The organism is Anaerobiospirillum sp. NML120448, assembly GCF_023050945.1.
GTDB lineage: Bacteria > Pseudomonadota > Gammaproteobacteria > Enterobacterales > Succinivibrionaceae > Anaerobiospirillum.
Genome location: NZ_JALKIM010000059.1, coordinates 1 through 21,848, shown reverse-complemented (window position 1 = coordinate 21,848; position 21,848 = coordinate 1). Strand labels below are relative to the sequence as shown.

General features: G+C 41.5%; 32 protein-coding genes and 2 pseudogenes. 28 read left to right on the top strand and 6 right to left on the bottom strand.

The window, feature by feature from the left end:
• Together MXE38_RS09395 and trxA are read left to right on the top strand one after the other, a co-directional pair.
• Window positions 1-184 (top strand): annotated as a pseudogene (locus MXE38_RS09395) (hypothetical protein); the annotation flags it as partial.
• Between the two features lie 696 nt (window positions 185-880).
• A complete protein-coding gene (gene trxA, locus MXE38_RS09390) occupies window positions 881-1,210 on the top strand; it encodes a thioredoxin (RefSeq protein WP_246914197.1) in 330 nt (109 codons plus the stop codon).
• A 65-nt stretch (window positions 1,211-1,275) separates the two neighbouring features.
• Here the strand turns inward: trxA and MXE38_RS09385 are convergent, their stop codons facing one another.
• Both MXE38_RS09385 and MXE38_RS09380 read right to left on the bottom strand, forming a co-directional pair.
• A complete protein-coding gene (locus MXE38_RS09385; RefSeq protein WP_246914195.1) occupies window positions 1,276-1,527 on the bottom strand; it encodes a hypothetical protein in 252 nt (83 codons plus the stop codon).
• Window positions 1,528-1,739: 212 nt separating this feature from the next.
• The gene (locus MXE38_RS09380; RefSeq protein ID WP_246914193.1) at window positions 1,740-2,483 is read right to left on the bottom strand and encodes a glycosyltransferase; all 744 of its coding nucleotides are present in this window, start codon (window positions 2,481-2,483) and stop codon (window positions 1,740-1,742) included.
• 452 nt (window positions 2,484-2,935) lie between these two features.
• Between MXE38_RS09380 and rpsJ the strand changes: the two genes are divergently transcribed.
• From rpsJ to rpmJ, 23 genes and pseudogenes are all read left to right on the top strand, one after another.
• Window positions 2,936-3,247, top strand: coding sequence for a 30S ribosomal protein S10 (gene rpsJ / locus MXE38_RS09375; RefSeq protein WP_021890106.1), 312 nt, complete (start codon window positions 2,936-2,938; stop codon window positions 3,245-3,247).
• 17 nt (window positions 3,248-3,264) lie between these two features.
• Complete coding sequence (gene rplC, locus MXE38_RS09370) at window positions 3,265-3,903, top strand: 50S ribosomal protein L3 (RefSeq protein WP_246914191.1); 639 nt, start codon at window positions 3,265-3,267, stop codon at window positions 3,901-3,903.
• Window positions 3,904-3,920: 17 nt separating this feature from the next.
• A complete protein-coding gene (gene rplD / locus MXE38_RS09365; protein WP_246914189.1) occupies window positions 3,921-4,535 on the top strand; it encodes a 50S ribosomal protein L4 in 615 nt (204 codons plus the stop codon).
• Window positions 4,532-4,843, top strand: a complete 312-nt coding sequence (gene rplW, locus MXE38_RS09360; protein WP_246914186.1) for a 50S ribosomal protein L23 — start codon at window positions 4,532-4,534, stop codon at window positions 4,841-4,843. The genes rplD and rplW overlap by 4 nt, the downstream gene beginning before the upstream one ends.
• Window positions 4,843-5,658 (top strand): 50S ribosomal protein L2, encoded by an 816-nt coding sequence (gene rplB / locus MXE38_RS09355; RefSeq protein ID WP_246914184.1) that lies wholly within the window; start codon window positions 4,843-4,845, stop codon window positions 5,656-5,658. The genes rplW and rplB overlap by 1 nt, the downstream gene beginning before the upstream one ends.
• A gap of 19 nt (window positions 5,659-5,677) precedes the next feature.
• Window positions 5,678-5,956 (top strand): 30S ribosomal protein S19, encoded by a 279-nt coding sequence (rpsS, locus tag MXE38_RS09350; RefSeq protein WP_246914183.1) that lies wholly within the window; start codon window positions 5,678-5,680, stop codon window positions 5,954-5,956.
• An 11-nt stretch (window positions 5,957-5,967) separates the two neighbouring features.
• Entirely contained in the window at window positions 5,968-6,303 is a 336-nt protein-coding gene (gene rplV / locus MXE38_RS09345) for a 50S ribosomal protein L22 (protein ID WP_246914182.1), read from the top strand.
• 12 nt (window positions 6,304-6,315) lie between these two features.
• Window positions 6,316-7,119, top strand: coding sequence for a 30S ribosomal protein S3 (gene rpsC, locus MXE38_RS09340; protein WP_246914181.1), 804 nt, complete (start codon window positions 6,316-6,318; stop codon window positions 7,117-7,119).
• A gap of 15 nt (window positions 7,120-7,134) precedes the next feature.
• On the top strand, window positions 7,135-7,548 hold the full coding sequence (gene rplP, locus MXE38_RS09335; protein WP_246914180.1) for a 50S ribosomal protein L16: 414 nt from the start codon (window positions 7,135-7,137) through the stop codon (window positions 7,546-7,548).
• Window positions 7,548-7,751: a 50S ribosomal protein L29 gene (rpmC, locus tag MXE38_RS09330; RefSeq protein ID WP_246914179.1), complete on the top strand. Its 204-nt coding sequence runs from the start codon at window positions 7,548-7,550 to the stop codon at window positions 7,749-7,751. Before rplP ends, rpmC begins: the two co-directional genes overlap by 1 nt.
• Window positions 7,752-7,762: 11 nt before the next feature.
• Window positions 7,763-8,032, top strand: a complete 270-nt coding sequence (rpsQ, locus tag MXE38_RS09325; protein ID WP_246914177.1) for a 30S ribosomal protein S17 — start codon at window positions 7,763-7,765, stop codon at window positions 8,030-8,032.
• 312 nt (window positions 8,033-8,344) lie between these two features.
• Window positions 8,345-8,713: a 50S ribosomal protein L14 gene (rplN, locus tag MXE38_RS09320; RefSeq protein ID WP_246914175.1), complete on the top strand. Its 369-nt coding sequence runs from the start codon at window positions 8,345-8,347 to the stop codon at window positions 8,711-8,713.
• A gap of 17 nt (window positions 8,714-8,730) precedes the next feature.
• The gene (gene rplX / locus MXE38_RS09315) at window positions 8,731-9,057 is read left to right on the top strand and encodes a 50S ribosomal protein L24 (RefSeq protein ID WP_246914172.1); all 327 of its coding nucleotides are present in this window, start codon (window positions 8,731-8,733) and stop codon (window positions 9,055-9,057) included.
• A gap of 27 nt (window positions 9,058-9,084) precedes the next feature.
• Complete coding sequence (gene rplE, locus MXE38_RS09310; RefSeq protein ID WP_246914170.1) at window positions 9,085-9,633, top strand: 50S ribosomal protein L5; 549 nt, start codon at window positions 9,085-9,087, stop codon at window positions 9,631-9,633.
• Between the two features lie 17 nt (window positions 9,634-9,650).
• Window positions 9,651-9,956 carry a 30S ribosomal protein S14 gene (gene rpsN, locus MXE38_RS09305; RefSeq protein ID WP_246914168.1) on the top strand — a complete coding sequence of 102 codons (306 nt, stop codon included), beginning with the start codon at window positions 9,651-9,653 and terminating at the stop codon, window positions 9,954-9,956.
• Window positions 9,957-9,970: 14 nt separating this feature from the next.
• Window positions 9,971-10,363: a 30S ribosomal protein S8 gene (gene rpsH / locus MXE38_RS09300; RefSeq protein WP_246914166.1), complete on the top strand. Its 393-nt coding sequence runs from the start codon at window positions 9,971-9,973 to the stop codon at window positions 10,361-10,363.
• A gap of 9 nt (window positions 10,364-10,372) precedes the next feature.
• Window positions 10,373-10,906 carry a 50S ribosomal protein L6 gene (gene rplF / locus MXE38_RS09295; protein WP_246914164.1) on the top strand — a complete coding sequence of 178 codons (534 nt, stop codon included), beginning with the start codon at window positions 10,373-10,375 and terminating at the stop codon, window positions 10,904-10,906.
• 17 nt (window positions 10,907-10,923) lie between these two features.
• The gene (rplR, locus tag MXE38_RS09290; RefSeq protein WP_246914162.1) at window positions 10,924-11,277 is read left to right on the top strand and encodes a 50S ribosomal protein L18; all 354 of its coding nucleotides are present in this window, start codon (window positions 10,924-10,926) and stop codon (window positions 11,275-11,277) included.
• Window positions 11,278-11,289: 12 nt separating this feature from the next.
• Window positions 11,290-11,796, top strand: coding sequence for a 30S ribosomal protein S5 (gene rpsE, locus MXE38_RS09285; RefSeq protein ID WP_246914160.1), 507 nt, complete (start codon window positions 11,290-11,292; stop codon window positions 11,794-11,796).
• Between the two features lie 3 nt (window positions 11,797-11,799).
• Complete coding sequence (gene rpmD / locus MXE38_RS09280) at window positions 11,800-11,985, top strand: 50S ribosomal protein L30 (RefSeq protein ID WP_027940179.1); 186 nt, start codon at window positions 11,800-11,802, stop codon at window positions 11,983-11,985.
• Between the two features lie 7 nt (window positions 11,986-11,992).
• Window positions 11,993-12,427, top strand: a pseudogene (gene rplO / locus MXE38_RS09275) (50S ribosomal protein L15); the annotation flags it as partial.
• Between the two features lie 196 nt (window positions 12,428-12,623).
• The gene (gene secY, locus MXE38_RS09270; RefSeq protein ID WP_246914157.1) at window positions 12,624-13,973 is read left to right on the top strand and encodes a preprotein translocase subunit SecY; all 1,350 of its coding nucleotides are present in this window, start codon (window positions 12,624-12,626) and stop codon (window positions 13,971-13,973) included.
• Between the two features lie 58 nt (window positions 13,974-14,031).
• Window positions 14,032-14,145 carry a 50S ribosomal protein L36 gene (rpmJ, locus tag MXE38_RS09265; protein WP_027940176.1) on the top strand — a complete coding sequence of 38 codons (114 nt, stop codon included), beginning with the start codon at window positions 14,032-14,034 and terminating at the stop codon, window positions 14,143-14,145.
• 83 nt (window positions 14,146-14,228) lie between these two features.
• On the opposite strand, the gene rfbB is transcribed toward rpmJ, so the two are convergent.
• The 4 genes from rfbB to nadB form a co-directional block, all read right to left on the bottom strand.
• Window positions 14,229-15,239, bottom strand: a complete 1,011-nt coding sequence (rfbB, locus tag MXE38_RS09260; RefSeq protein ID WP_246914155.1) for a dTDP-glucose 4,6-dehydratase — start codon at window positions 15,237-15,239, stop codon at window positions 14,229-14,231.
• A 38-nt stretch (window positions 15,240-15,277) separates the two neighbouring features.
• Window positions 15,278-15,835: a dTDP-4-dehydrorhamnose 3,5-epimerase gene (gene rfbC / locus MXE38_RS09255; protein ID WP_246914153.1), complete on the bottom strand. Its 558-nt coding sequence runs from the start codon at window positions 15,833-15,835 to the stop codon at window positions 15,278-15,280.
• Complete coding sequence (gene rfbA / locus MXE38_RS09250; protein ID WP_348647379.1) at window positions 15,822-16,709, bottom strand: glucose-1-phosphate thymidylyltransferase RfbA; 888 nt, start codon at window positions 16,707-16,709, stop codon at window positions 15,822-15,824. Before rfbA ends, rfbC begins: the two co-directional genes overlap by 14 nt.
• A 134-nt stretch (window positions 16,710-16,843) precedes the next feature.
• A complete protein-coding gene (nadB, locus tag MXE38_RS09245; RefSeq protein ID WP_246914151.1) occupies window positions 16,844-18,469 on the bottom strand; it encodes an L-aspartate oxidase in 1,626 nt (541 codons plus the stop codon).
• 494 nt (window positions 18,470-18,963) lie between these two features.
• Between nadB and MXE38_RS09240 the strand changes: the two genes are divergently transcribed.
• From MXE38_RS09240 to MXE38_RS09230, 3 genes are all read left to right on the top strand, one after another.
• Window positions 18,964-19,578 (top strand): sigma-70 family RNA polymerase sigma factor, encoded by a 615-nt coding sequence (locus MXE38_RS09240; protein WP_246914149.1) that lies wholly within the window; start codon window positions 18,964-18,966, stop codon window positions 19,576-19,578.
• 13 nt (window positions 19,579-19,591) lie between these two features.
• On the top strand, window positions 19,592-20,335 hold the full coding sequence (locus MXE38_RS09235; RefSeq protein ID WP_246914147.1) for a sigma-E factor negative regulatory protein: 744 nt from the start codon (window positions 19,592-19,594) through the stop codon (window positions 20,333-20,335).
• Window positions 20,336-20,470: 135 nt separating this feature from the next.
• Window positions 20,471-21,715: a sigma-E factor regulatory protein RseB domain-containing protein gene (locus MXE38_RS09230; protein ID WP_246914145.1), complete on the top strand. Its 1,245-nt coding sequence runs from the start codon at window positions 20,471-20,473 to the stop codon at window positions 21,713-21,715.
• Window positions 21,716-21,848 lie beyond the last annotated feature (133 nt).

Below are 21,848 nucleotides of genomic sequence, written 5' to 3'. Positions count from 1 at the left end.
ACGCGGACTCTATAAAGCTAAAAATGGTGCATTACTCAATGCTGATGTTAATGGCAGTATTAATATCATAAGAAAAGCATTTGGCGATGATCCTGTAAAGGGGATACTTAAATGCGGCAGTATATACGCTAATTCTCTGATTTTTGGATCATTATCCTATTGTATTTTTGACCCACTTAATTAAAAGGTGATATATATGCTGGTTTAAAGGAAAGTTTTTTAAATAGTATCATTATATGATCCAAAATATATTGATCTGCTTTGATCAATATCCTACATATTAATTTGGACACTATTTCCATATACTATTTAATAAACTCAGTTGTTTTCCTTTTAAATAAGCTTGTTTTTAACCATTAAAATAATCAGTCAAAAAGTATAATAGGTTACTGATCCAAAATGCTAAGAATTAGCGTATATACCAGCCGAAAAGGATAACCCTTTGACAATATTGTTTAGGTTATTAGGGCGACTTAATAATCAAGGTAAGAATCTCCATGAATAATGGAGTTGTTCATAGTCAACCAAGCTCCTTACAAGTGCTTTTTACTCGATGAGGCGCTTATATAATAAATGTATCCGAAATGTCTCTGTAAAGGACTATCGTAGATAGCGGCTGCGTGTGCCAGCCGATGCGGTTAACTCTTTGACCGTATGAGATTTGGCGAGGTTATTAAGGGAACTTAATAATTATGGTAACCTAAGAGTGAGTAAGGAGGTCTCATAAAAGGGAACCTAGTAACCAACCCAAGAAGCTCCCTCCATAATCGCAAGGTTTGGAGGGAGAAGTTCACTTTGTCAACTAGCAACACATGGTAGGTATGCTTAGCTTGAGTGTGTGCTAAGATATCCAACAGCGTAATTACTTAGGAGTAGATATATGAGCGACAAAATTGTACATCTTACTGATGATACTTTTGAGTCTGAGGTTTTAAAGTCTGATAAGCCAGTTTTACTCGACTTCTGGGCCCCATGGTGTGGTCCTTGCCGTATGGTTGGCCCTATCTTAGACGATCTTGCTAATGAGCAGGATGACGTTAAGATTTGCAAGATCAATATTGATGATCACCAGCAGGCTGCTACTCAATGGCAAGTTATGAGCATCCCAACATTATTAGTTTTCAAGAATGGTGAGATGGTTGGTCAGCGCGTTGGTGCTATCTCTAAGGCTGACCTTAAGGACTTTATCGCTGCTTCCTTAAGCAAGTAATATTAGTTCGAACTAAAGCTTTTGCTTTACCCATAAAAAAGAGCGCTTCGGCGCTCTTTTTGTTTTTAAAGCAGTAAGCTTTTTGTATCCAAAACAAATTTCATTAGTTTGAAATCTGAATAACGATCCTTTAAGCGAGCTCTAACTTTAAAAGTTCCTTTGGGAATTAGTTTATAGAAAGGATACTTTTCCCACATTGAATATCCCAAAAGTTCTTGCTCGAGATTTTGTATTTCAGGCAAGTCAAATAAAGCTTTTGCTAATTCTTTTTGTTTAGCATTGTCTATATGACCTATAAAACCTTTATAAGCTATCATAATGTGTATTACAAGCTCTTTTTGAAGGACCTCTGAGCAATTAAACTTCCTGAACTCTGCATACTAAAGTAACCTCAAAGTAGATTTGCCTTATATATCGCATTTATCAAAAAATTGTAGAGGTTACCTAACAATAGGTTAACCTCTAGTCTTGTCCCTTGAAAACAAGATATATATAGGGTTTTATTAAAATTTGTTGTTTAGAGGTTACTTTAGTATGCAGAGTTCAGGAACTTATTAAAAGTATCTTTAAGGATTTTGTAGTAATCAAACATCTGTATCGCATATTTTCCAGACGATAAAGAGCCTTCAGTAATAACATGTTTGTAAAGATACTCATTAAGAAAACTAACTTTGTTTGCATATTGCAAAACTTGCATTGTCCAACACATGTCTTCACCAAAGCGAATATCTGGGAATTGAATGTTGTTATTGGATAAAAATTCTTTGCGAACAACTTTTGACCAAGGAGTATAACTCATACGAAATGACAGCTTCTTTAAGTCATTTATAGATGAGTGTGTAGATACATATAAAACCTCAGATGGAATTGGGTAGTTTTTAATTTTATCTTTTTCAACTTGCTGGTATGCGAAAAACACAACATCAGACTGCTCTTCTACAAGCTTATTGTGTGCTTTTTCTAAAAGACTAATATCAGCAATATCGTCAGCATCTGCAAAGTAAACAAATTTTCCTGAAGAGAGTGCTAGACCTTTATTTCTAGTATCGGCTGGTCCTAAGTTTTGTTGATTTTCAAAAATCTTAATGTCCTTATTAGGATGTGCTTGCTGAATACTTTTTAATAACTCAAAGCTATTATCGGTAGAGCAATCATCGATAAAAATAAATTCGACATTTGGGTATGTCTGATTAATAAGGTTGGCAATTCTACTTTCTAGATAAGAAGCAGCATTAAATACAGGAACAATAACTGAAATAAGATCCTTATCCATAGATGAATCTCTTAAATGAGTTTTTAGGGAATAATATTAGATTAAGCTGTATTTTGCATAATAAACAGATGTAGGGGGAGACAGTTCGTTATTTATCAAAATTTGCTTAGATAATGACCCTCAACATACAGCAAAACTATTAGTTTAACGTAAATAATTGAATATCTCCCATATGTCAGAATAAAATAAAATTTGCAAAAGATTTAAAAAATTTCTTGCAAAAGCGATTTATATCAGTATAATAAGCCCAAAATCTGTGCGCCACATCACAGTGGTTATATAGTTTGATATTGCACAGTCCAGCCCTCCAGTAACGTACTGTGGCTGAGATACTCTCCCTAATTTTGGGAGATTTGTTTAGTAGAGCATCCTCTTATCTTTATTCTGTAAAAAGTGAATAAGGATAGGAAGGCATGTGCCTACATGTTCTTTTTGTTTTTTCGGAGTCTGTAATGCAGAACCAAAGAATTCGGATCCGCCTCAAGGCATACGACCACAGATTAATCGATCATTCGACTGCTGAAATCGTTGAAACCGCTAAGCGCACTGGCGCTCAGGTACGCGGTCCGATCCCGCTCCCAACTCGCAAGGAGCGCTATACCATCCTCATCTCCCCACACGTCAACAAGGATGCTCGTGACCAGTATGAAATTCGTACTCACAAGCGCTTAGTAGACATCGTGGAGCCTACAGAGAAGACTGTTGACGCATTAATGCGTCTTGATCTTGCTGCTGGCGTAGATGTTCAAATCAGCCTTCGCTAACGAGGGGGAAAATTACAATGTCAATCGGTTTAATTGGCCGCAAGCTTGGAATGACCCGCGTATTTAACGAGGACGGTAAGTCAGTTCCAGTAACCGTAATCCAGGTTGAGGCTAATCGCGTCACCCAGATCAAGAATCAGGAAACTGATGGTTACAACGCTATTCAAGTAACCACTGGTGAGCGTAAAGCTTCACGTATGACCAAGGCTGAAATCGGTCATTTCGCTAAGACTGGTGTCACCGCAGGTCGCGGTTTATGGGAGTTCCGTTTAGAGCCTTCCGAGCTTGAAAAGTATCAAGTTGGCTCTGAGATTAAGGTAGACGCTTTAGAAGGCATCACTAAAGTTGATGTAACTGGCAAGTCAAAAGGTAAGGGCACTGCTGGTACCGTAAAGCGCTACAACTTCCGTACTCAGGACTTTACTCACGGTAACTCACGTTCCCACCGTGTTCCTGGCTCTACTGGTCAAAACCAGACTCCAGGTCGCGTGTTTAAGGGCAAGAAGATGGTTGGTCGCATGGGCGGCGAGAAGGTCACTGTTATGTGCTTAGACCTCGTTCGCATCGATGCTGAGCGCAACCTACTCCTCGTAAAGGGCGCTGTTCCAGGTGCCAATAACGGGGATCTCATCGTAAGGCCAAGTGTTAAAGCTTAACCTGAGGTAAAGGAATCATGGAATTAAAGATGATTGGCGCTGGCAAGCCACTAGAGGTATCTGATAGTGCCTTTGGTCGCGAGTTCAATGAAGCGCTGGTACATCAGGTAGTTGTTGCTTACCTAAGTACCGCTCGTGCAGGAACTAAAGCGCAAAAGACCCGTTCTGAGGTTTCAGGCGGCGGCAAGAAGCCTTTCCGCCAGAAGGGTACTGGCCGTGCTCGTGCTGGTTCTACCCGTTCTCCATTATGGCGTGCTGGTGGTACCGTATTTGCTGCTAAGCCACAAGATTGGTCTCAGAAGGTAAATCGTAAGATGTACCGCGCTGCTATGCAGAGCATTCTCTCTGAGTTAGTTCGTCAAGATCGCTTAGTCGTTGTTGAGGACTTAAAGTTAGAGAACCACAAGACCAAGACCTTAGTAAGCAAGCTCAAGGATCTTGAGTTAAAGCAAGTCTTGATCGTAACTGAAGAGTTTGATGAGAATTTATTCTTAGCTGCTCGTAACCTTTACAAGGTTGAAGTATGCCAGCCAGGCACCGCTTCATTCAACCCTGTAAATCTTGTAGGCTTTGACAAGGTATTAATTACCGCCGCTGCTCTCAAGAAGGTTGAGGAGGATATCACCAAATGATGAATGCTCGTTTAATGAACATCCTTCGCGCACCTATCGTTACTGAGAAGAGCGCAAGAGCTGAGCAAACTAACACCTACGTTTTCAAGGTTGTTAAGGATGCTACTAAGCAAGAGATCAAGCAGGCTGTAGAGACTATCTTCAGCGTAGATGTTGGTGCTGTTCGTACTTTAAATGTACTCGGCAAGAAGCGTCGTTCTGCTCACGGTTACGGCTGTCGTTCCGACTGGAAGAAGGCCTATGTAACCTTAGCTGAGGGCGAGAAGATCGACTTCACCTCTCAGGCAGCTGACAAGGAGAGCAACTAATGGCTATCATTAAGACTAAGCCTACCTCCGCAGGTCGTCGCCATGTAATTCAGATCAAGAATCCTGATCTGTGGAAAGGTGGTCCATGTCCATCACTCGTAGTTGAGAAGCGTAAGACTGGTGGTCGTGACAACTACGGTCACATCTCTACCCGTCACATCGGTGGTGGTCACAAGCAGCGCTATCGTTTAATCGACTTTAAGCGTCAAAAGGATGGTATCGAGGGTCGCGTAGAGCGTCTTGAGTACGATCCAAATCGTTCTGCTCACATTGCATTAGTTGTTTATGCTGATGGTGAGCGTCGCTACATCTTAGCTCCTAAGGGCTTAAAGGCTGGCGACAAGATCATGAGCGGTGACGGTGCACCAATCAAGGTTGGTAACGCCTTACCACTCCGCAATATCCCTGTTGGTACCAACGTTCACAACGTTGAGTTAGTACCAGGTCAGGGCGCTCAGTTTGCTCGTTCTGCAGGCACTTTCTGCCAGATTCTTGCTCGTGAGGGTGACTATGTAACCTTACGTATGCGTTCTGGTGAAATGCGTCGCGTTCTTGCTAACGGCCGTGCAACTATCGGTGAAGTAGGCAACTCAGAGCATATGCTCCGTCAATTAGGTAAAGCTGGTGCTAACCGTTGGCGCGGTGTTCGTCCTACCGTTCGCGGTATGTCCATGAACCCAATCGACCACCCACACGGTGGTGGTGAGGGCCGCAACAAGGGTATTCAGCCTCGTTCACCATGGGGTACCCCATGTAAGGGCTTCAAGACCCGTAAGAACAAGCGTACTGACAAGTACATTGTTCGTCACCGTTAATCGTTAGTGAGGAAATAACATGCCACGTTCTTTAAAGAAAGGCCCGTTCATTGACGCGCACTTATTGAAGAAGGTTGAACAGGCAGCTACTGGCGCTGATAAGAAGCCAATTAAGACTTGGTCTCGCCGTTCAATGATTATTCCTGCCATGATCGGTATGACGATTGCTGTGCACAATGGCCGTCAGCACGTACCTGTCTACGTTTCCGATGAAATGGTTGGTCACAAGTTGGGTGAATTCGCCCCTACCCGCACTTTCCGTGGTCACGCTGCTACGGACAAGAAGGGTGGTAAGTAGGAGTAAAGACAATGACTGAAGTAAAGGCTGTACATCGTTTTGCTCGTACTTCTGCCCAAAAGGCACGTTTAGTTGCTGATCAGGTACGCGGTATGCCTGTTGATCAGGCTTTTGACCTCTTAAAGTTCAGCCCACGTAAGGCTGCAGCTTTAATCAATAAGGTATTAAAGTCTGCCGTTAGCAATGCAGAGAACAATGCTGGTTTAGATAGCAGCAAGTTAATTGTTTCTCGCATCATGATCGATGAGGGTCCATCTCTTAAGCGCATAATGCCACGTGCCAAAGGCCGTGCTGATCGTATTGTGAAGAGAACCTCTCACATTTCCATTTACGTTGCTGAGCGCTAACAGGAGCTTAAGATGGGTCAGAAGGTAAATCCGATTGGAATAAGACTTGGTATTACTAAGCCTTACTCATCGGTCTGGTATGCATCCACCAAGGATTTCCCAGCCAATATCAAGAGCGATTTCGAAGTTCGTAAGTACTTAACCCAAGAACTTAAGAACGCATCTGTTTCTAAGATTGTTATTGACCGTCCAGCTAAGAGCATTCGTGTAACCATTCACACTGCTCGTCCTGGTATCGTCATTGGCAAGAAGGGCGAAGACGTTGAAAAGCTTCGCAAGAAGATTACTGACATCGCAGGTGTTCCAGCTCAGGTTAACATCAGCGAAGTTCGTAAGCCTGATCTCGATGCTAAGTTAGTAGCCGACTCTATCGCTTCTCAGCTCGAGCGCCGCGTAATGTTCCGCCGTGCTATGAAGAAGGCTATCCAAAACGCTATGCGTGTTGGTGCTAAGGGTATCAAGGTTGAAGTATCTGGCCGTTTAGGCGGTGCAGAAATCGCTCGTTCCGAGTGGTTACGTGAAGGCCGTGTACCATTACACACTTTACGTGCTGATATCGACTATGCATTATCCGAGGCTGTAACTACTTACGGTGTTATCGGCGTTAAGGTATGGATCTTCAAGGGTGAGGTTTTAGGTCAATTACCTCTCAACCAGGAAGAGACTGAAGAGCGTAATGCAAATGCTCCAGCCGATCGCAAGGGCCGTCGTCGTAACGACAACGGTGCTCGCAACAACCGCCGTGGTGGTCGCAACGACCGCGCTCAGGGTCAAAAGAAGCCTGCCCAGGCTGCTGAGGCCCCAGCTGCTGAGTAACGGAGGATAGAATAAATGTTACAACCAAAGCGTACAAAGTATCGCAAGACCCAGAAGGGTCGTAACGAGGGCTTAGCCTACGCAGGAAGCGAAGTATCCTTCGGCGACTACGGTTTAAAAGCAACTTCTCGCGGTCAAATTACTGCTCGTGAAATCGAAGCTGCTCGTCGTGCTTTCACTCGTGAGATGAAGCGTGTTGGTAAGGTTTGGATCCGTGTGTTCCCAGACAAGCCAATCACTCAGAAGGCTCTCGGTGTTCGTATGGGTAAAGGTAAGGGTACTGTTGAGTATTGGGTATGCCCAATTCAACCAGGTAAGGTACTCTTTGAACTAAGCGGTATTCCAGAGGAAGTAGCTCGTGAGGCTTTCCGTCTTGCAGCTGCTAAGTTATCTGTTACCACTACTTTCGTTCGTAAGGCGGTGATCTAATGAAGGCAAGTGAGTTACGTGCTAAGTCCGTTGAAGAGCTTAAGACTGAACTTAATGACCTTCAGCGTGAGCAATTCAATCTCCGTTTCCAACACAAGTTAAATCAGTTAGGCCAGACCGATAACATTCGCAAGGTTCGTCGCAACATTGCTCGTGTTAACACTGTTTTATCTGAGAAGCTTCGCGCTCAAAGCGCTCAATAGAGGTGTGCTAAATGTCTGATACTCAGAACACTCAAAAGGTAGCACGCACCCTCCGTGGTCGCGTTGTTAGCGATAAGATGCAAAAGGCTTGCGTCGTAGCTGTAGAGCGCCGTGTTAAGCACCCAATCTACGGAAAGATTTTAAAGCGTACTACTAAGTTCCACGTACAGGACGTAAACAACGACGCACGCAAGGGCGATCTCGTAGAGATCCAAGAGTGCCGTCCAGTTGCTAAGACCATTGCTTGGACTTTAGTTTCTGTTCTCGAAAAGGCAGAATAATCGCTTTTAGACTAAATTTTAGTCTAATTTAACAAAAAGGATTCTTTTGAGTATTCAAAAGGATCCTTTTTTTATTTGTAAAAAAGCTGTATAGTATCGGCTTTGAAATTTTATTAGCTATCATGCCCTGCTCTATTAAGTCCATGGCGCATATGACTAAGATGAAAATTTGGTGTTTTAAAATTAATTTAATAAAAAATTGAGATATAAAGCACAAAAACTTGCTAAAGTCTGATTTTCATGGTATCATTCAGCGCCCTCTAACTTATTGAGAGGGATACTATTGTTTATTTAACCTTGGAGCATTCTTAAATGATCCAGATGCAAACCATGCTCGACGTTGCTGACAACTCGGGTGCTCGTAGCGTAATGTGCATTAAGGTCCTTGGTGGATCTCACCGCCGTTATGCTGCTATTGGCGACATTATCAAGGTGTCTGTCAAAGAAGCAATCCCACGTGGCAAAGTCAAGAAGGGCGATGTTGTTGATGCCGTAGTAGTGCGTACCAAGAAGGGTGTTCGCCGTGCTGACGGTTCTGTCATCCGCTTTGATAGCAATGCTGCTGTTTTATTAAACAACCAGCATGAGCCAATTGGCACTCGTATTTTCGGACCTGTTACCCGTGAGCTTCGCGGTGAGCAGTTCATGAAGATTGTGTCTTTAGCTCCAGAAGTACTCTAATTTTAAGGGGTATAAACATGGCAGCGAAAATCCGCCGCAATGATGAAGTTATCGTGATCGCTGGCAAGTCCAAAGGTCAGACTGGTAAAGTAATTTCCGTTCTAACCAAAGATCACAAAGTATTAGTTGAGGGTTTAAACCTCGTAACTAAGCACGTTAAAGCTAACCCAGCAATGGGTATCGAAGGTGGCAAGCAAACTAAAGAAGCCCCAATCGATATCTCTAACGTAGCAATCTTAAACCCAAGCACTAACAAAGCTGATAAGGTTGGTTTCCGTTTCGAAGATGGCAAGAAAGTTCGTTTCTTCAAGTCTAACAACGAAATCATTCCAACTAAGGCTTAATAGCAGTTTTATTCAGGAGTAATAACGATGGCGAAACTGCATGATCAATACAAGCAGGAAGTAATCAAAGCTTTAACTGAAAAGTTTGGTTACAAAACAGTCATGCAAGTCCCTCGGATTGTGAAGATCACCCTTAACATGGGTGTTGGTGAGGCTGTTGCTGATAAGAAGGTTCTCGAGAACGCAGCACGCGATATGGCCGCTATCTCTGGCCAGAAGCCATTAATCACCAAGGTTCGCAAGTCTGTAGCGGGCTTCCATATTCGTGAAGGTTACCCAATCGGTTGTAAGGTAACTTTACGTGGTGAGCGCATGTGGGAATTCTTAGAGCGTTTAATTGTAATCTCTATCCCACGTATCCGCGATTTCCGTGGTTTATCTTCCAAGTCTTTTGATGGTCGTGGCAACTATTCAATGGGTGTCCGCGAGCAGATCATCTTCCCAGAGATCGACTATGACAAGGTTGACACTATTCGTGGCCTTGACATCACCATCACCACTACCGCCAAGACTGATGAAGAGGGTCGTGCCTTATTAGAGGCTTTCAAGTTCCCATTCCGCACTCAGGCTAAGTAATTAGGACGAACCTAAATATGGCTAAGACTTCTATGAAGAACCGTGAGCTCAAGCGTGAGCGCCTTGCTAATAAGTATTTTGCAAAGCGCCAAGAGCTCAAGCAAAAGATTTCCAGTGTATCTCTTTCTGATGAAGAGCGCTTTGCAGCTGTACAAGCCTTAGCTGCATTGCCACGCGATTCAAGCCCATGCCGTCAGCGCAATCGTTGTGCTGAGACTGGCCGTCCACATGGTTACCTACGCAAGTTCGGCTTATGCCGTATTAAGCTCCGTGAGCACATGATGCGTGGTGAAATTCCTGGCCTTCACAAGGCTAGCTGGTAAGAGGAGAGACACACATGAGCATGCAAGATCCTATTGCGGATTTGCTGACCCGTATTCGTAACGGCCAAGCTTCTGGCAAGGTTATGGTGTCCATGCCTTCCTCAAAGCAAAAGCTTGCTATCGCTAACTTATTGTTAAAAGAGGGCTACATTGCCTCTGTTACTGTAACCGGCGATACCAAGAAGGTACTCGAGATTGGTCTCAAGTACTACGAGGGCAAGCCAGTAGTAGAGATGATTCAGCGCGTTTCACGTCCTGGCCTTCGCATTTACAAGAAGTGCCGCGATCTTCCACGCATTATGAATGGCTTAGGCATTGCGGTAATTTCTACCTCTAAAGGCCTAATGACCGACCGTGCCGCCCGTAAGGACGGTTTAGGCGGCGAAGTTATTTGCTACGTCGCATAAGGAGGGGACATGTCACGTATTGCTAAGGAACCAATTTTAGTTCCTCAAGGCGTCGAGGTCTCCATCGACGGCCAATTAATCACCATTAAATCCAAGAAGGGCCAAATGCAGTTAACCGCTCACGATAAGGTGAAGGTTACTTTCTCTGACAACGCACTTCACGTTGCTGTTGCCGATGAGTCTGCTGAGGCAAACATGCAATCTGGCACCACCCGTGCTTTATTGCAGAACATGGTAGTAGGCCTTGATAAGGGCTACGAGAAGAAGTTAAACCTCGTTGGTGTGGGCTACCGTGCTCAAGCCAAGGGTAATGTTCTAAACTTAGCTTTAGGCTTCTCTCACCCAGTAAATCATGAGCTTCCAGAGGGTATCACTTGTGAGACCCCATCTCAGACTGAAATTATCCTTAAGGGCTTTGATAAGGCTCTCTTAGGTCAGGTTGCTGCTGATATCCGCGCTTACCGCGCTCCAGAGCCTTACAAGGGCAAGGGTATCCGCTACTCTGACGAAGTAGTCCGTATCAAGGAAGCTAAGAAGAAGTAAGGATTGAGGTAAAAACCATGTTTGATAAGAAACAATCTCGCATCCGTCGTGCTACTAAGTCACGCGCTAAGATGCACGAGTTGGGTGTTACTCGCCTCGTCGTTACTCGCACTCCTCGTCACATCTACGCTCAAATTATTGACAAGGATAGCCGCGTATTAGCCTGCGCTAGCACCTTAGAGAAGGAGTTAGTAAAGGAGCTCAAGTATACCGGTAATATTGAGGCTGCAAAGGTAATTGGTAAGACCATTGCCGAGCGTGCCTTAGCCGCTAAGGTTGAGAGCGTAGCTTTTGACCGTTCTGGTTACAAGTATCACGGCCGTGTTGCAGCTCTAGCTGATGCTGCTCGTGAAGCTGGCCTCAAGTTCTAGGAGTGTACTTCAATGCAACACAAAGATGAAACTCAAGCTGGCGAGCTTCAGGAGAAGTTAGTCGCTGTAAATCGCGTAGCCAAGGTAGTTAAGGGTGGTCGTATTTTCTCTTTCACCGCTTTAACTGTTGTTGGTGATGGCAATGGCCGCGTAGGCTATGGCTATGGCAAGGCCTCCGAGGTTCCTGCTGCAATTCAAAAGGCTATTGAGCAAGCTCGCCGTAACATTAACAAGAACATTTCTTTAAATGACGGTACCCTTTTCCATGCTGTTAAGGGTGAGCACTCTGGCTCTATGGTATACATGCAACCTGCTTCTGAAGGTTCTGGTATTATCGCTGGCGGTGCTATGCGTGCTGTGCTCGAAGTTGCTGGTGTACGTAATGTTTTAGCTAAGACCTATGGTTCTACCAACCCAATCAACGTAGTTCGTGCTACTGTTGCTGCCTTAGCTTCTCAGCGTACTCCTGAGCAGATCGCTGCAAAGCGTGGTCTTTCTGTTAAGGAAATCTTGGAGTAAAAAATGGCCGAGAAGAAAACCATCAAAGTTACCCAAGTACGTAGCATCATCGGCCGTAAGCCAGATCACGTTGCTACTATTCGTGGCCTTGGTTTACGTCGTATTCGTCACACCGTTGAGTTAGAGGATACTCCTTCTGTTCGCGGTATGATTAACAAGGTTAGCTACATGATTAAGGTTGAGGAGTAATATCAATATGCGTCTTAATACTCTTAAGCCAGCAGAAGGCTCCCACCGTAAGCACGTTCGTGTAGGCCGTGGTATCGGTTCTGGCCTCGGCAAGACCTGTGGTCGCGGTATCAAGGGTTCTGGTGCTCGTAAGAGCCCTAACGTTCGCCCAGGCTTTGAAGGCGGTCAGATGCCTTTAAAGATCCGTTTGCCAAAGTTTGGCTTCTACTCACCAAAGTCTGACCTCACCGCTGAGGTTTTACTCAATGACTTAAACCGCATTGAGGGTGACGTAGTTGACATGGCAAGCCTTTTAAAGGCACGTTTGATCAACAAGAAGATCAAGTACGTTAAGATCGTTCTTTCTAAGGTACCTAACTTCACTCGTAAGGTTGAGGTTAAGGGTTTAGGCGTAACCCGTGGCGCCAAGGCTGCTATTGAGGCTGCTGGTGGTTCCGTAGAGGTTGCATCTTACACCTTAGCTGCTGCTGCTCGTCGTGAGAAGTCAGCTGTTCGTAGCGCAAGCAAGAACAAGATGCTTCAAGACAAGTTAGCTGCTACTGGCATCGTTAAGCCAGCTAAGAAAGACAAGGCTGAAAAGGCTGCTGCCAAGAACAAGTAATCGCGGAGCGCACTAGGTGCGCTCTTTGGAGATTTGCATGGCTAGAAAATCGCTCCTAGAAAAGGGTCGCGAAGCACAAGCACAGGCAGCTAAAGGCGGAAACTCTGAGTTACGCTCTCGCCTGCTCTTTGTAGTAATCGGTCTTATTATGTTTAGACTTGGTTCCTACATTCCAGTGCCTGGAGTCAATGCTGACGTCTTGCAGCGACTTTTTGATGATCAGAGCGGAACCATCATTGGCATGTTCAATATGTTTAGCGGAGGCGCGTTAGAGCGTGCATCTGTTTTAGCATTAGGTATCATGCCTTATATCTCTGCGTCGATTATCATCCAATTATTGGCAGTGATTAACCCTACCTTAGCTGAACTTCGTAAAGAAGGTGAGTCAGGTAGACGCAAGATCACTCAGTACACACGTGTTTCAACCTTATTTTTAGCAACTCTACAAGCAGTAGGTATTGCTACAGGCATCCCGAATATGATGCCTGGTTTGGTTGATAATCCAGGATTTGGTTTTTACTTTGTAACTACCGTTTCCTTGGTGACTGGCACTATGTTCTTGATGTGGCTTGGTGAACAAATTACTGAGCGTGGTATCGGCAACGGTATTTCTCTGATCATTTTTGCAGGTATTGTGGCAGGACTTCCTTCTGCACTTGCTTCAACTATTGAACAGGCACGTCAAGGTGATTTATCCACCATCGCACTGCTGATCATCGGCGTGGTAGTGGTCGTAGTTACCTTCTTCGTAGTGTTCGTCGAGCGTGGACAGCGTCGAATTTCAATCGACTATGCCAAGCGTCAGATGGGCAACCGTATTATTTCACAACCACGTAGCAACTTACCTTTAAAGATCAATATGTCAGGTGTGATCCCAGCGATTTTCGCTTCCTCGATCATTTTATTCCCTGGCACCATCGTTTCATGGTTTGGTCAAGGTGAGAATGCTGTTGCTAACGTATTGCAAGAAGTTTCTTTATTCTTGCAGCCAGGTCAGCCTCTTTATGAGCTCCTTTATGCAGCAGCAATTGTATTCTTTACTTTCTTCTACACAGCTTTAGTGTTTAATCCACGTGAAGTTGCTGAGAACTTAAAGAAGAGTGGTGCATTTATTCCTGGTATTCGTCCTGGTGAGCAAACTGCACGATTCATTGATAAAGTAATGACTCGTTTGACTCTTTCAGGTTCGATTTACATGGTTTTAGTATGTCTTGTACCTCAGCTCCTAATGAACTGGTTTAACGTTCAGTTCTATTTCGGCGGTACATCATTACTGATTATTGTTGTAGTAATCATGGACTTCGTAGCTCAGTTACAGAGCCATCGTATGAACCAGCAATATGGCGACCTTATGCGTAAGGCAAACCTCAGGAATTACGGACGTTAAAGAATCTTGCTGAGCATTAATTTAAATGCTTAGCTGTCCACAAAACGGAGTTGATATCATGAAAGTAGGTGCTTCTGTTAAGAAGATTTGCCGTAACTGCAAAGTGGTTCGTCGCCACGGTGTAGTTCGCATCATCTGCGATAATCCAAAGCACAAGCAACGTCAGGGCTAATCCCGACTCCTTGTGATAAGTAAGCAAATGGCTTACATGAATATTAAAAAACACGGCTAGGTTTCCCTGCCGTGTTTTTTTATTTAGTTTTTTATATACCAAAAAACTGTTGATTTTAGAGCTTTTTCGAAAGTATATTTTGGCTCCCAGCCAAGTTCGTTTTTAATTTTAGTTGAATCAATAGCATATCTAAAATCATGCCCTGCCCTATCGGCCACATGAGTTATTAGCGATTCATATTTGCCGCCATCTGATCTTGGACATAAATAATCCATATATTGGCAGATACTTTGAACTACTGATAAGTTATCAAGTTCATTATTGCTGCCCACATTGTAAATCTCTCCTGCTTGTCCTTTATGGAATATTAGGTCTATAGCTTCGCAGTGATCTAATACATAAATCCAATCACGAATGTTATTGCCTGAACCGTAAATAGGAATTTCTTTTAGGTTTAAACAATTATGAATAGTTTTAGGGATCAGCTTTTCAACATGCTGTTTTGGGCCAAAGTTATTTGAGCAGTTAGAAGTAGTTACGTTCAAACCATAAGTTTTAAAATATGATCTAACCATTAGATCTGAGCTGGCTTTACTTGCAGAGTATGGCGAGTTTGGAGCGTATTTAGAAAGCTCTGTAAACACTCCTTCCTTACCTAAAGAGCCATATACTTCATCTGTTGAAATATGATGAAAGCGGCAATTTTCAAAACCTGGTCTAATTTTATGTGGGGCTTCCATCCAATAGTTATATGCTGCTTGTAAAAGATTGAATGTTCCTACAATGTTAGTATCAATAAATGATCTTGGATCATTTATTGAGTTGTCTACATGGCTTTCTGCAGCAAAGTGAATCACACCTCTAATATCAAAAGAGTGAAATAGATTGCCCATTAAAACAGGATCGCAGATATCGCCTTGGATAAAGGTGTAGTTAATTAGACCTTGGCACTCATGCAAATTGTCTAGATTGCCTGCATAGGTTAGCTTATCAAGCACTATTAGGTGATAATTTGGGTACTTTCTACAAAAGTAAGGTACAAAGTTTGACCCTATAAATCCTGCACCACCAGTAACTAAAATTGATATAGCCATTACACTCCTCCCAACATGCTTCACAAAGCACGTCGTTATTATTTAGTTGTTTGCCCAATCACTTTGCATAATTCTTTAAAGCTTTTGCCTGCTTTATCTTTGTCAGATTGAATAACATCATTTCTTAGCCAAGGAAGATTTAAGTCAGGATCATCAAATTGAACTGTAAACTCCGAGCTAGGGCAGTAAAAAGAATCACACTTATAAGAAACTATAGCTGTTGTACTTAAAGTTAAGAAACCATGTAAGAAGCCCTTTGGAATATATAGGCTTAAACAATTATCAGAATTCAACTCAATGCTGAAACAATTTCCAAATGTTGGTGAGTTTACTCTAATATCAACAACTATGTCTTGTATAGACCCATGAATGGTTCTAACTAATTTAGCTTGTTCATGACCATTAAGTTGACAATGCATTCCTCGCAAAACATTTTGATATGAGAGGGATTGATTATCCTGAGAGTTATTTATATCAATACCATGTGCACTAAATTCCTTTTGATTGTAGGACTCAAAAAAATGTCCTCTACAATCAGAGAAAATTTTAGGCTCGACGATAATGAGACCAGAAATATCAGTTTTAATAAAATTCATATTCGTCAGCCAACACTTTAATTAGGTAGTCTTTATAGTTTCCGTCAGTTAGATTGTTAATAATACCTTCTAGCTGATCTGCATTTATATAGCCTTTTTTATAGGCTATTTCTTCTAAGCAAGCTATTTTTAAGCCTTGTCTTTTTTCAATGATTTGGACAAAGTTACTAGAGTCCATAAGAGAATCTGGTGTTCCTGCATCTAACCATGCGTTTCCTCTTAGTAAAGGCAATGCTTGCAGCCTACCTTCTTTAAGATACATATTGTTTAGGTCTGTGATCTCAAGTTCATTGCGTTTTGATGGACTTAGTTTATTAGCTTTTGCAATGACATCACTTGGGTAAAAGTACAAGCCTACAGAAACGAAATTAGATTTAGGATTTATTGGTTTTTCCTCAATGCTTTTGACGTTAAAGTTATTATCAAACTCTATAACGCCAAATCTATTAGGATTTGATACATGATAGGCAAAAATTGTAGCTTGGGAGTGTTCGTGCTTATGTATGGCATCCACATATTTATTTATATGTTCGCCCAAATAAAAGATATTGTCTCCTAGGATTAGGCATACGTTATCTTCTCCTATAAAGGATGCACCAATGATAAAAGCTTCTGCTATTCCTCTAGGTTCTTCTTGTATAGCATAACTTATAGATAGTCCTAAGGTAGAACCATTGCCTAATAAGCGTTCAATATTAGGCAGATCTTCAGGAGTAGAAATAATAAGAATCTCCCTAATATCAAACAACATTAGTGTTGATAAAGGGTAAAAAATCATTGGTTTATCGTAAACTGGCAAAAGCTGTTTAGATATAGTCTTAGTAAGAGGGTATAAACGAGTTCCCCTTCCGCCAGCTAAGAGTATGCCTTTAATAGTAAGCTCCTTTTATCAAAAAGAATCTATCTTAATTATCACATAGAAACATTTTAGTAAAATACCCAGTTTTTTTAAATAAAAAGGGCATCACAAAGGATGCCCAAAATATACAAAGAATAAAAACTCAAAGATTACTTATCAATGCAGTCTTTAGATAAAATAGTTGGACCTGAGTGCTCAAGCTGATTTGGATAATCTAAAGAGTAGTGAAGGCCTCTTGATTCTTTACGCTCTTGAGCAGAGCGTACAATGATTTCAGCTACCTGAAGTAAGTTACGTAGCTCTAATAGGTTTTTTGAAACCTTAAAGTTAGAGTAGTACTCGGTAACCTCATTCTTAAGCAGGTTGATGCGGTGCATAGCTCTTTCAAGACGCTTGTTAGTACGTACAATACCAACGTAATCCCACATCATAAGACGTAGTTCGTGCCAGTTGTGAGTAATAATAACCTCCTCATCTGAGTCACTTACACGACTCTCATCCCAAGCTGGGATCTCTATGCCATCATCACCCCACTCATCGTCATCTAAATGCTTCAACATGTTTTTGGCAGCTGCCTGACCATAAACAACGCACTCAAGTAGAGAGTTGGAGGCTAAGCGGTTGGCTCCATGTAGGCCTGTATAAGCCACTTCACCAATAGCATATAAGCCTTGAATATCGGTGCGGCCCTTGTTGTCAACCATTACACCGCCACAAGAGAAGTGAGCGGCTGGAACAATAGGAATTGGTTGCTTAGTAATATCGATACCAACCTTTAAGCATCTTTCATAAATAGTTGGGAAGTGCTTTTTAACAAAGTCAGCAGGCTTATGACTGATGTTGAGGTACATACAATCAGCACCAGTCTTCTTCATTTCATGATCAATAGCACGAGCAACAATATCACGAGGGGCTAATTCACAGCGCTCATCGTATTCAGGCATAAAGCGAGTGCCATCCTTGCGCTCTAAAGTTGCACCTTCGCCTCTTAGGGCTTCGGTTAATAAGAAGTTACGATCGGCTGCATTGTAAAGGGTGGTAGGGTGGAATTGGTTAAATTCCATATTGGCTACGCGACAACCTGCACGCCACGCCATAGCAATACCATCGCCAGAGCTTACCTCAGGATTACAGGTATATTGATATACCTTAGATGCACCACCAGAACATAGAGCAACATAACGAGCTTTAATAGTTTCTACATGATCGCTCTTTTCATTTAATACATATGCGCCCAAAACACGATTACCAGGAAGATTTAATTTCTTGGTGGTAATCAAATCAATAGCATAGCGATCTTCTAAGATAGTAATATTTGGATTTTCTTTAGCACGAGCAACTAAGGTTTCTTGGATAGAGCGACCAGTGTGGTCTTCAGCGTGGAAAATACGGCGATTGGAGTGGCCACCTTCACGGTGTAGGTGGTAAGGAGATTGATCTTTTTTAGCTGGTTCTTCTTTTTGATCAAAAGGAACACCAGCATCAATTAACCATTGAATAGACTCTTGGGCATGCTCTGCTACATAACGAACTACTTTTTCATCACAGATAAATGAGCCAGCAATACATGTATCTTTAACATGATTCTCAATAGAGTCTTGGTCATCTTTGATATTGTATACACCAGCAATGCCACCTTGAGCGTAGTTAGTTGAGCCTGCGCAAACATCTGCTTTGGAAAGAACAATAACTTTTGCCTTTTTTGCTATACCTAAGGCTAAGGTAAGTCCTGCTGCGCCACTTCCGATAATGAGACAGTCTGTTGTGTAGTTCATGAGCGACCCTTTTAAATGGAGTTAAAAAAACTCAGTAAAACAGCATAGATTTATACTTAATTGTTAATACAAGAGAGCAAGAGCTGTTATTGCTAAGCTGGCTAAATTAATTAAGCCTGTACAAAACAAAAGACATGATGAATTAATTTTAGATCCACAAAAAAACAGGGGCAAATTAATAGAAACTTGCACCGTTTGGAGGCATTAATTAAGAGCTATTTATAAATCACTATATTTTTAATAAGCGACTAAAAATTATTCAAAATCAGAATAGGTCATTGTTTTAGTCTATAATGAGCACTCTAATTAGGTATAAGCAAACAAAACTAAATTATTGTGCTTATGTCTGGTCAGAAACTTAGGTTTTAATATAGTTGCTTTGCGCAGCAGATCATGTGATTTTGCAAATATATGAAATATTGAAACCAGTTTGGGAACTTAATTTTTTTAAACCTGTCTAAATAAGTGAAATAGATGTTGGATGGATACATTGAATGCAAAGGACGAGAAAAACAGCTCTAGAGAACACTACAGCTGCTAGCGATCAAGCTATCGTCGAAAGAGTGCAGCAAGGTGACAAAGAGGCCTACAACATCTTGGTGTTACGTTATCAACATAAGGTATGCGATATAGCATATAAGTATGTAAATAATTATGTTGATGCCAATGATATAGCACAAGAATCCTTTATTAGGGCGTATCGTGCGCTTGCTAATTTTAGGGGTGAAAGCTCTTTTTATACATGGCTTTATCGTATTGTAAGCAATACTGCCAAGTCTTATTTAGAGCAAAATCAAAAACATCGCTACTCTGTTGATGTTGATGACCCTGAATTTGATAATCAGCAAGACGTAAAAGGTTTATTAATCTCAAACGATTCGCCTGATGCCTTACTTGAATCAGATGAACTACATAAGATTGTTAGTCAGGCCATGGAAGACCTTCCAGAGGATTTAAAACGAGCTATTGTACTCCGTGAAGTTGAAGAAATGTCTTATGAGGATATCGCTTCAATTATGGACACACCTATCGGAACTGTAAGATCACGAATTTTTCGTGCACGGCAATTTATTGAAGATAGATTAGCTCAGTTTTCACAAGGAAATTAGTTTGGAGCAGTATATGCAAAACGTGTCATCAAAAAATAACGAGCATCTTATAAGAGCCTCGGAGCTTTTTGATGGACAGTGCCATCAGCAATTTTCCGAGGATAGCTCAGTACTTGCCTCAAATGAGGTTAAGTCACACTTGAAAAATTGGGCATTGATCAGAAGCGCTTTACGTAATGAGCTTCCTAAACAAGTTGATCTTAACTTTTCTGATAAGGTCATGGCTCAGATTGCCAAGGAAGATCCTATTACATCATGGGTTCCTCCATATGAGGACAATGATGATCTGCCTTCAATGCTTAAAACTTCTTTCAATAGTCAAGCTACTCACAATGAAGTGCTCTTGGATCAGGCTTCTGTTAATACCAAGGATAATTTAGCTGCTATTGCTAAGAATAAGAAAGCTAAAGCTATCAACTTTAAGAAGATTGGTATTTTTGCTTCACAAATTGCTATTGCTGCCTCAGTAGCAACTGTAGCTGTAATTGGCTTGCAAACTTACAATGCCTCTGAGCAGAGCATGGATAATATTGCTACTACTGCTTCTAACAATGTTGGCCCTGTAGTAGGTTTAAGCTTAGCCAGCTATCAAAACAATGATAGTGACATTGTTTTGAATGTAGATAGCCTACAAAACTCAGAAAATGGAGTTAATCAAGGCTATCATGCTGATCTAAAGCAAAAGCGCCAAGAAGAAATTGAAAAAATTAATATTTATTTAAAAGGTTATGTAATGGATACTGCATCTAACCAGTAGTCGATTAAACCTCAAAAGAAAAGCCACTTAGCGTCTTATTGATACTAAGTGGCTTTTTTATTAGCAATTAGCCTAGAAATTGCTAAAATTTGATAATGAGATTAAAGGCGTAACTGCTGTAAGGATATTAGTTCTATGTTTAGAGTACTAAAATTTTTTCTTTTATCTTTAACATTAATTACTAGTGCGCAAAGTTTTGCTAATGTTGATAATTCTTTAGATGCTAATGGACAAGATGCAGCAAGTCTATGCATGACCTCTTTTAAAGAGATTAGAGATAGAGTTATGGGGACTACCGCCCAGTCAGTAATTGTTATGACTGGAGATGGCAACCTTTCTCCTTTTATAACTTTACAAAGCTCTGCTTCTAATGGAAATCATTATGTTCTGTGGCAAAGTCTTAATGGTGATGTTAGGGGGTATGCATTACGCAATGGCAAAGGTTTTGACTATTCAAACTCTGCCTTTAATACACTGCCATTAACTTGGCATCCTACCTTAATTTGGGACAATTTATTTGGTTCACAAAAAGAGCTAAAAAACTACTCTTGTGTTCTTACTGGTAGAACAAGAGTTATGGGCAAAAGAGTAAGCTTAATTCGCCTGATCCCTCAAGAGGGACTAAGATTTTCCTTTATTTTGGCAAAAGAGGACGAGTCTGATTTTCCTGTTGAGTTAACCTTGATTGACAATAAAGGTGCCGTAGCTTCACGACTTACTACTATGGAAAGTCGCATTATTGGTGGCGTTGATTTTCCTATCAAAGACCATGTTTTTGATAATGCATTTGCTAATAACAAAAATCATTTAAGTAGCAATCAAAATGAAAGATTTAGTAGTAAACAGGTTAAATCATCAGAGGTTAATGAAACATCAAAATTAATTTCAGATAAGGTCACACTTAATAATGATCTGGCAAACTCTAAAAATTTTTCACCACAAAATTTTGAGTCTGCTCAAGCTTCGCTGGGTGAAATAGTTGTGAATGATGCTCAAGGTGCTGGCGCTAGCTTAAATAAAGATGGGCATGATAGCAGTATTATGAAAAGTATAACTGAGCAAGATAAGGATCATAGTATTGCAGGGGCTGATAGTATACAAGAGCTTATTTGGCCAGAATTAAATATTCCAAGCGTTTATACTTTAGTTGCCCATGGCAAATATATTGAAGGTGGCCCAGAGTGTATTTATCAAGAATACTCAGATGGTATCACCTCATTTAGAGTGTATCGAAATAAGCGAAGCTCCATTTTCTATCCTGTTCTTACTAATGGCTCATTGTCCGTTGTAAGAAAGAATAGTATCAACTATGAGTACTCTGTAGTTGGTGAAGTGCCTGTTGCTTTAGCCGAGTACGTTTTAACAAAAATTAGAGATTAGGTTTAATGTCAACTACTCCATCCTAAAATGAGCGTAGCTCATTTTCAGGATGGAGCTTGAAACTTCGGTTTTAGTTGAGCAGAGACAATTACGACACAGAGAGATTGAGTTCTCAACCACCTTGGGGTGTTTA

What these genes read in the sequence shown, in the direction of transcription:
- trxA (WP_246914197.1), top strand. Translation starts at nt 881, where the DNA reads ATGAGCGACAAAATTGTACATCTTACTGATGATACTTTTGAGTCTGAG.
- MXE38_RS09385 (WP_246914195.1), bottom strand. Translation starts at nt 1,527, where the DNA reads ATGATAGCTTATAAAGGTTTTATAGGTCATATAGACAATGCTAAACAA.
- MXE38_RS09380 (WP_246914193.1), bottom strand. Translation starts at nt 2,483, where the DNA reads ATGGATAAGGATCTTATTTCAGTTATTGTTCCTGTATTTAATGCTGCT.
- rpsJ (WP_021890106.1), top strand. Translation starts at nt 2,936, where the DNA reads ATGCAGAACCAAAGAATTCGGATCCGCCTCAAGGCATACGACCACAGA.
- rplC (WP_246914191.1), top strand. Translation starts at nt 3,265, where the DNA reads ATGTCAATCGGTTTAATTGGCCGCAAGCTTGGAATGACCCGCGTATTT.
- rplD (WP_246914189.1), top strand. Translation starts at nt 3,921, where the DNA reads ATGGAATTAAAGATGATTGGCGCTGGCAAGCCACTAGAGGTATCTGAT.
- rplW (WP_246914186.1), top strand. Translation starts at nt 4,532, where the DNA reads ATGATGAATGCTCGTTTAATGAACATCCTTCGCGCACCTATCGTTACT.
- rplB (WP_246914184.1), top strand. Translation starts at nt 4,843, where the DNA reads ATGGCTATCATTAAGACTAAGCCTACCTCCGCAGGTCGTCGCCATGTA.
- rpsS (WP_246914183.1), top strand. Translation starts at nt 5,678, where the DNA reads ATGCCACGTTCTTTAAAGAAAGGCCCGTTCATTGACGCGCACTTATTG.
- rplV (WP_246914182.1), top strand. Translation starts at nt 5,968, where the DNA reads ATGACTGAAGTAAAGGCTGTACATCGTTTTGCTCGTACTTCTGCCCAA.
- rpsC (WP_246914181.1), top strand. Translation starts at nt 6,316, where the DNA reads ATGGGTCAGAAGGTAAATCCGATTGGAATAAGACTTGGTATTACTAAG.
- rplP (WP_246914180.1), top strand. Translation starts at nt 7,135, where the DNA reads ATGTTACAACCAAAGCGTACAAAGTATCGCAAGACCCAGAAGGGTCGT.
- rpmC (WP_246914179.1), top strand. Translation starts at nt 7,548, where the DNA reads ATGAAGGCAAGTGAGTTACGTGCTAAGTCCGTTGAAGAGCTTAAGACT.
- rpsQ (WP_246914177.1), top strand. Translation starts at nt 7,763, where the DNA reads ATGTCTGATACTCAGAACACTCAAAAGGTAGCACGCACCCTCCGTGGT.
- rplN (WP_246914175.1), top strand. Translation starts at nt 8,345, where the DNA reads ATGATCCAGATGCAAACCATGCTCGACGTTGCTGACAACTCGGGTGCT.
- rplX (WP_246914172.1), top strand. Translation starts at nt 8,731, where the DNA reads ATGGCAGCGAAAATCCGCCGCAATGATGAAGTTATCGTGATCGCTGGC.
- rplE (WP_246914170.1), top strand. Translation starts at nt 9,085, where the DNA reads ATGGCGAAACTGCATGATCAATACAAGCAGGAAGTAATCAAAGCTTTA.
- rpsN (WP_246914168.1), top strand. Translation starts at nt 9,651, where the DNA reads ATGGCTAAGACTTCTATGAAGAACCGTGAGCTCAAGCGTGAGCGCCTT.
- rpsH (WP_246914166.1), top strand. Translation starts at nt 9,971, where the DNA reads ATGAGCATGCAAGATCCTATTGCGGATTTGCTGACCCGTATTCGTAAC.
- rplF (WP_246914164.1), top strand. Translation starts at nt 10,373, where the DNA reads ATGTCACGTATTGCTAAGGAACCAATTTTAGTTCCTCAAGGCGTCGAG.
- rplR (WP_246914162.1), top strand. Translation starts at nt 10,924, where the DNA reads ATGTTTGATAAGAAACAATCTCGCATCCGTCGTGCTACTAAGTCACGC.
- rpsE (WP_246914160.1), top strand. Translation starts at nt 11,290, where the DNA reads ATGCAACACAAAGATGAAACTCAAGCTGGCGAGCTTCAGGAGAAGTTA.
- rpmD (WP_027940179.1), top strand. Translation starts at nt 11,800, where the DNA reads ATGGCCGAGAAGAAAACCATCAAAGTTACCCAAGTACGTAGCATCATC.
- secY (WP_246914157.1), top strand. Translation starts at nt 12,624, where the DNA reads ATGGCTAGAAAATCGCTCCTAGAAAAGGGTCGCGAAGCACAAGCACAG.
- rpmJ (WP_027940176.1), top strand. Translation starts at nt 14,032, where the DNA reads ATGAAAGTAGGTGCTTCTGTTAAGAAGATTTGCCGTAACTGCAAAGTG.
- rfbB (WP_246914155.1), bottom strand. Translation starts at nt 15,239, where the DNA reads ATGGCTATATCAATTTTAGTTACTGGTGGTGCAGGATTTATAGGGTCA.
- rfbC (WP_246914153.1), bottom strand. Translation starts at nt 15,835, where the DNA reads ATGAATTTTATTAAAACTGATATTTCTGGTCTCATTATCGTCGAGCCT.
- nadB (WP_246914151.1), bottom strand. Translation starts at nt 18,469, where the DNA reads ATGAACTACACAACAGACTGTCTCATTATCGGAAGTGGCGCAGCAGGA.
- MXE38_RS09240 (WP_246914149.1), top strand. Translation starts at nt 18,964, where the DNA reads ATGCAAAGGACGAGAAAAACAGCTCTAGAGAACACTACAGCTGCTAGC.
- MXE38_RS09235 (WP_246914147.1), top strand. Translation starts at nt 19,592, where the DNA reads ATGCAAAACGTGTCATCAAAAAATAACGAGCATCTTATAAGAGCCTCG.
- MXE38_RS09230 (WP_246914145.1), top strand. Translation starts at nt 20,471, where the DNA reads ATGTTTAGAGTACTAAAATTTTTTCTTTTATCTTTAACATTAATTACT.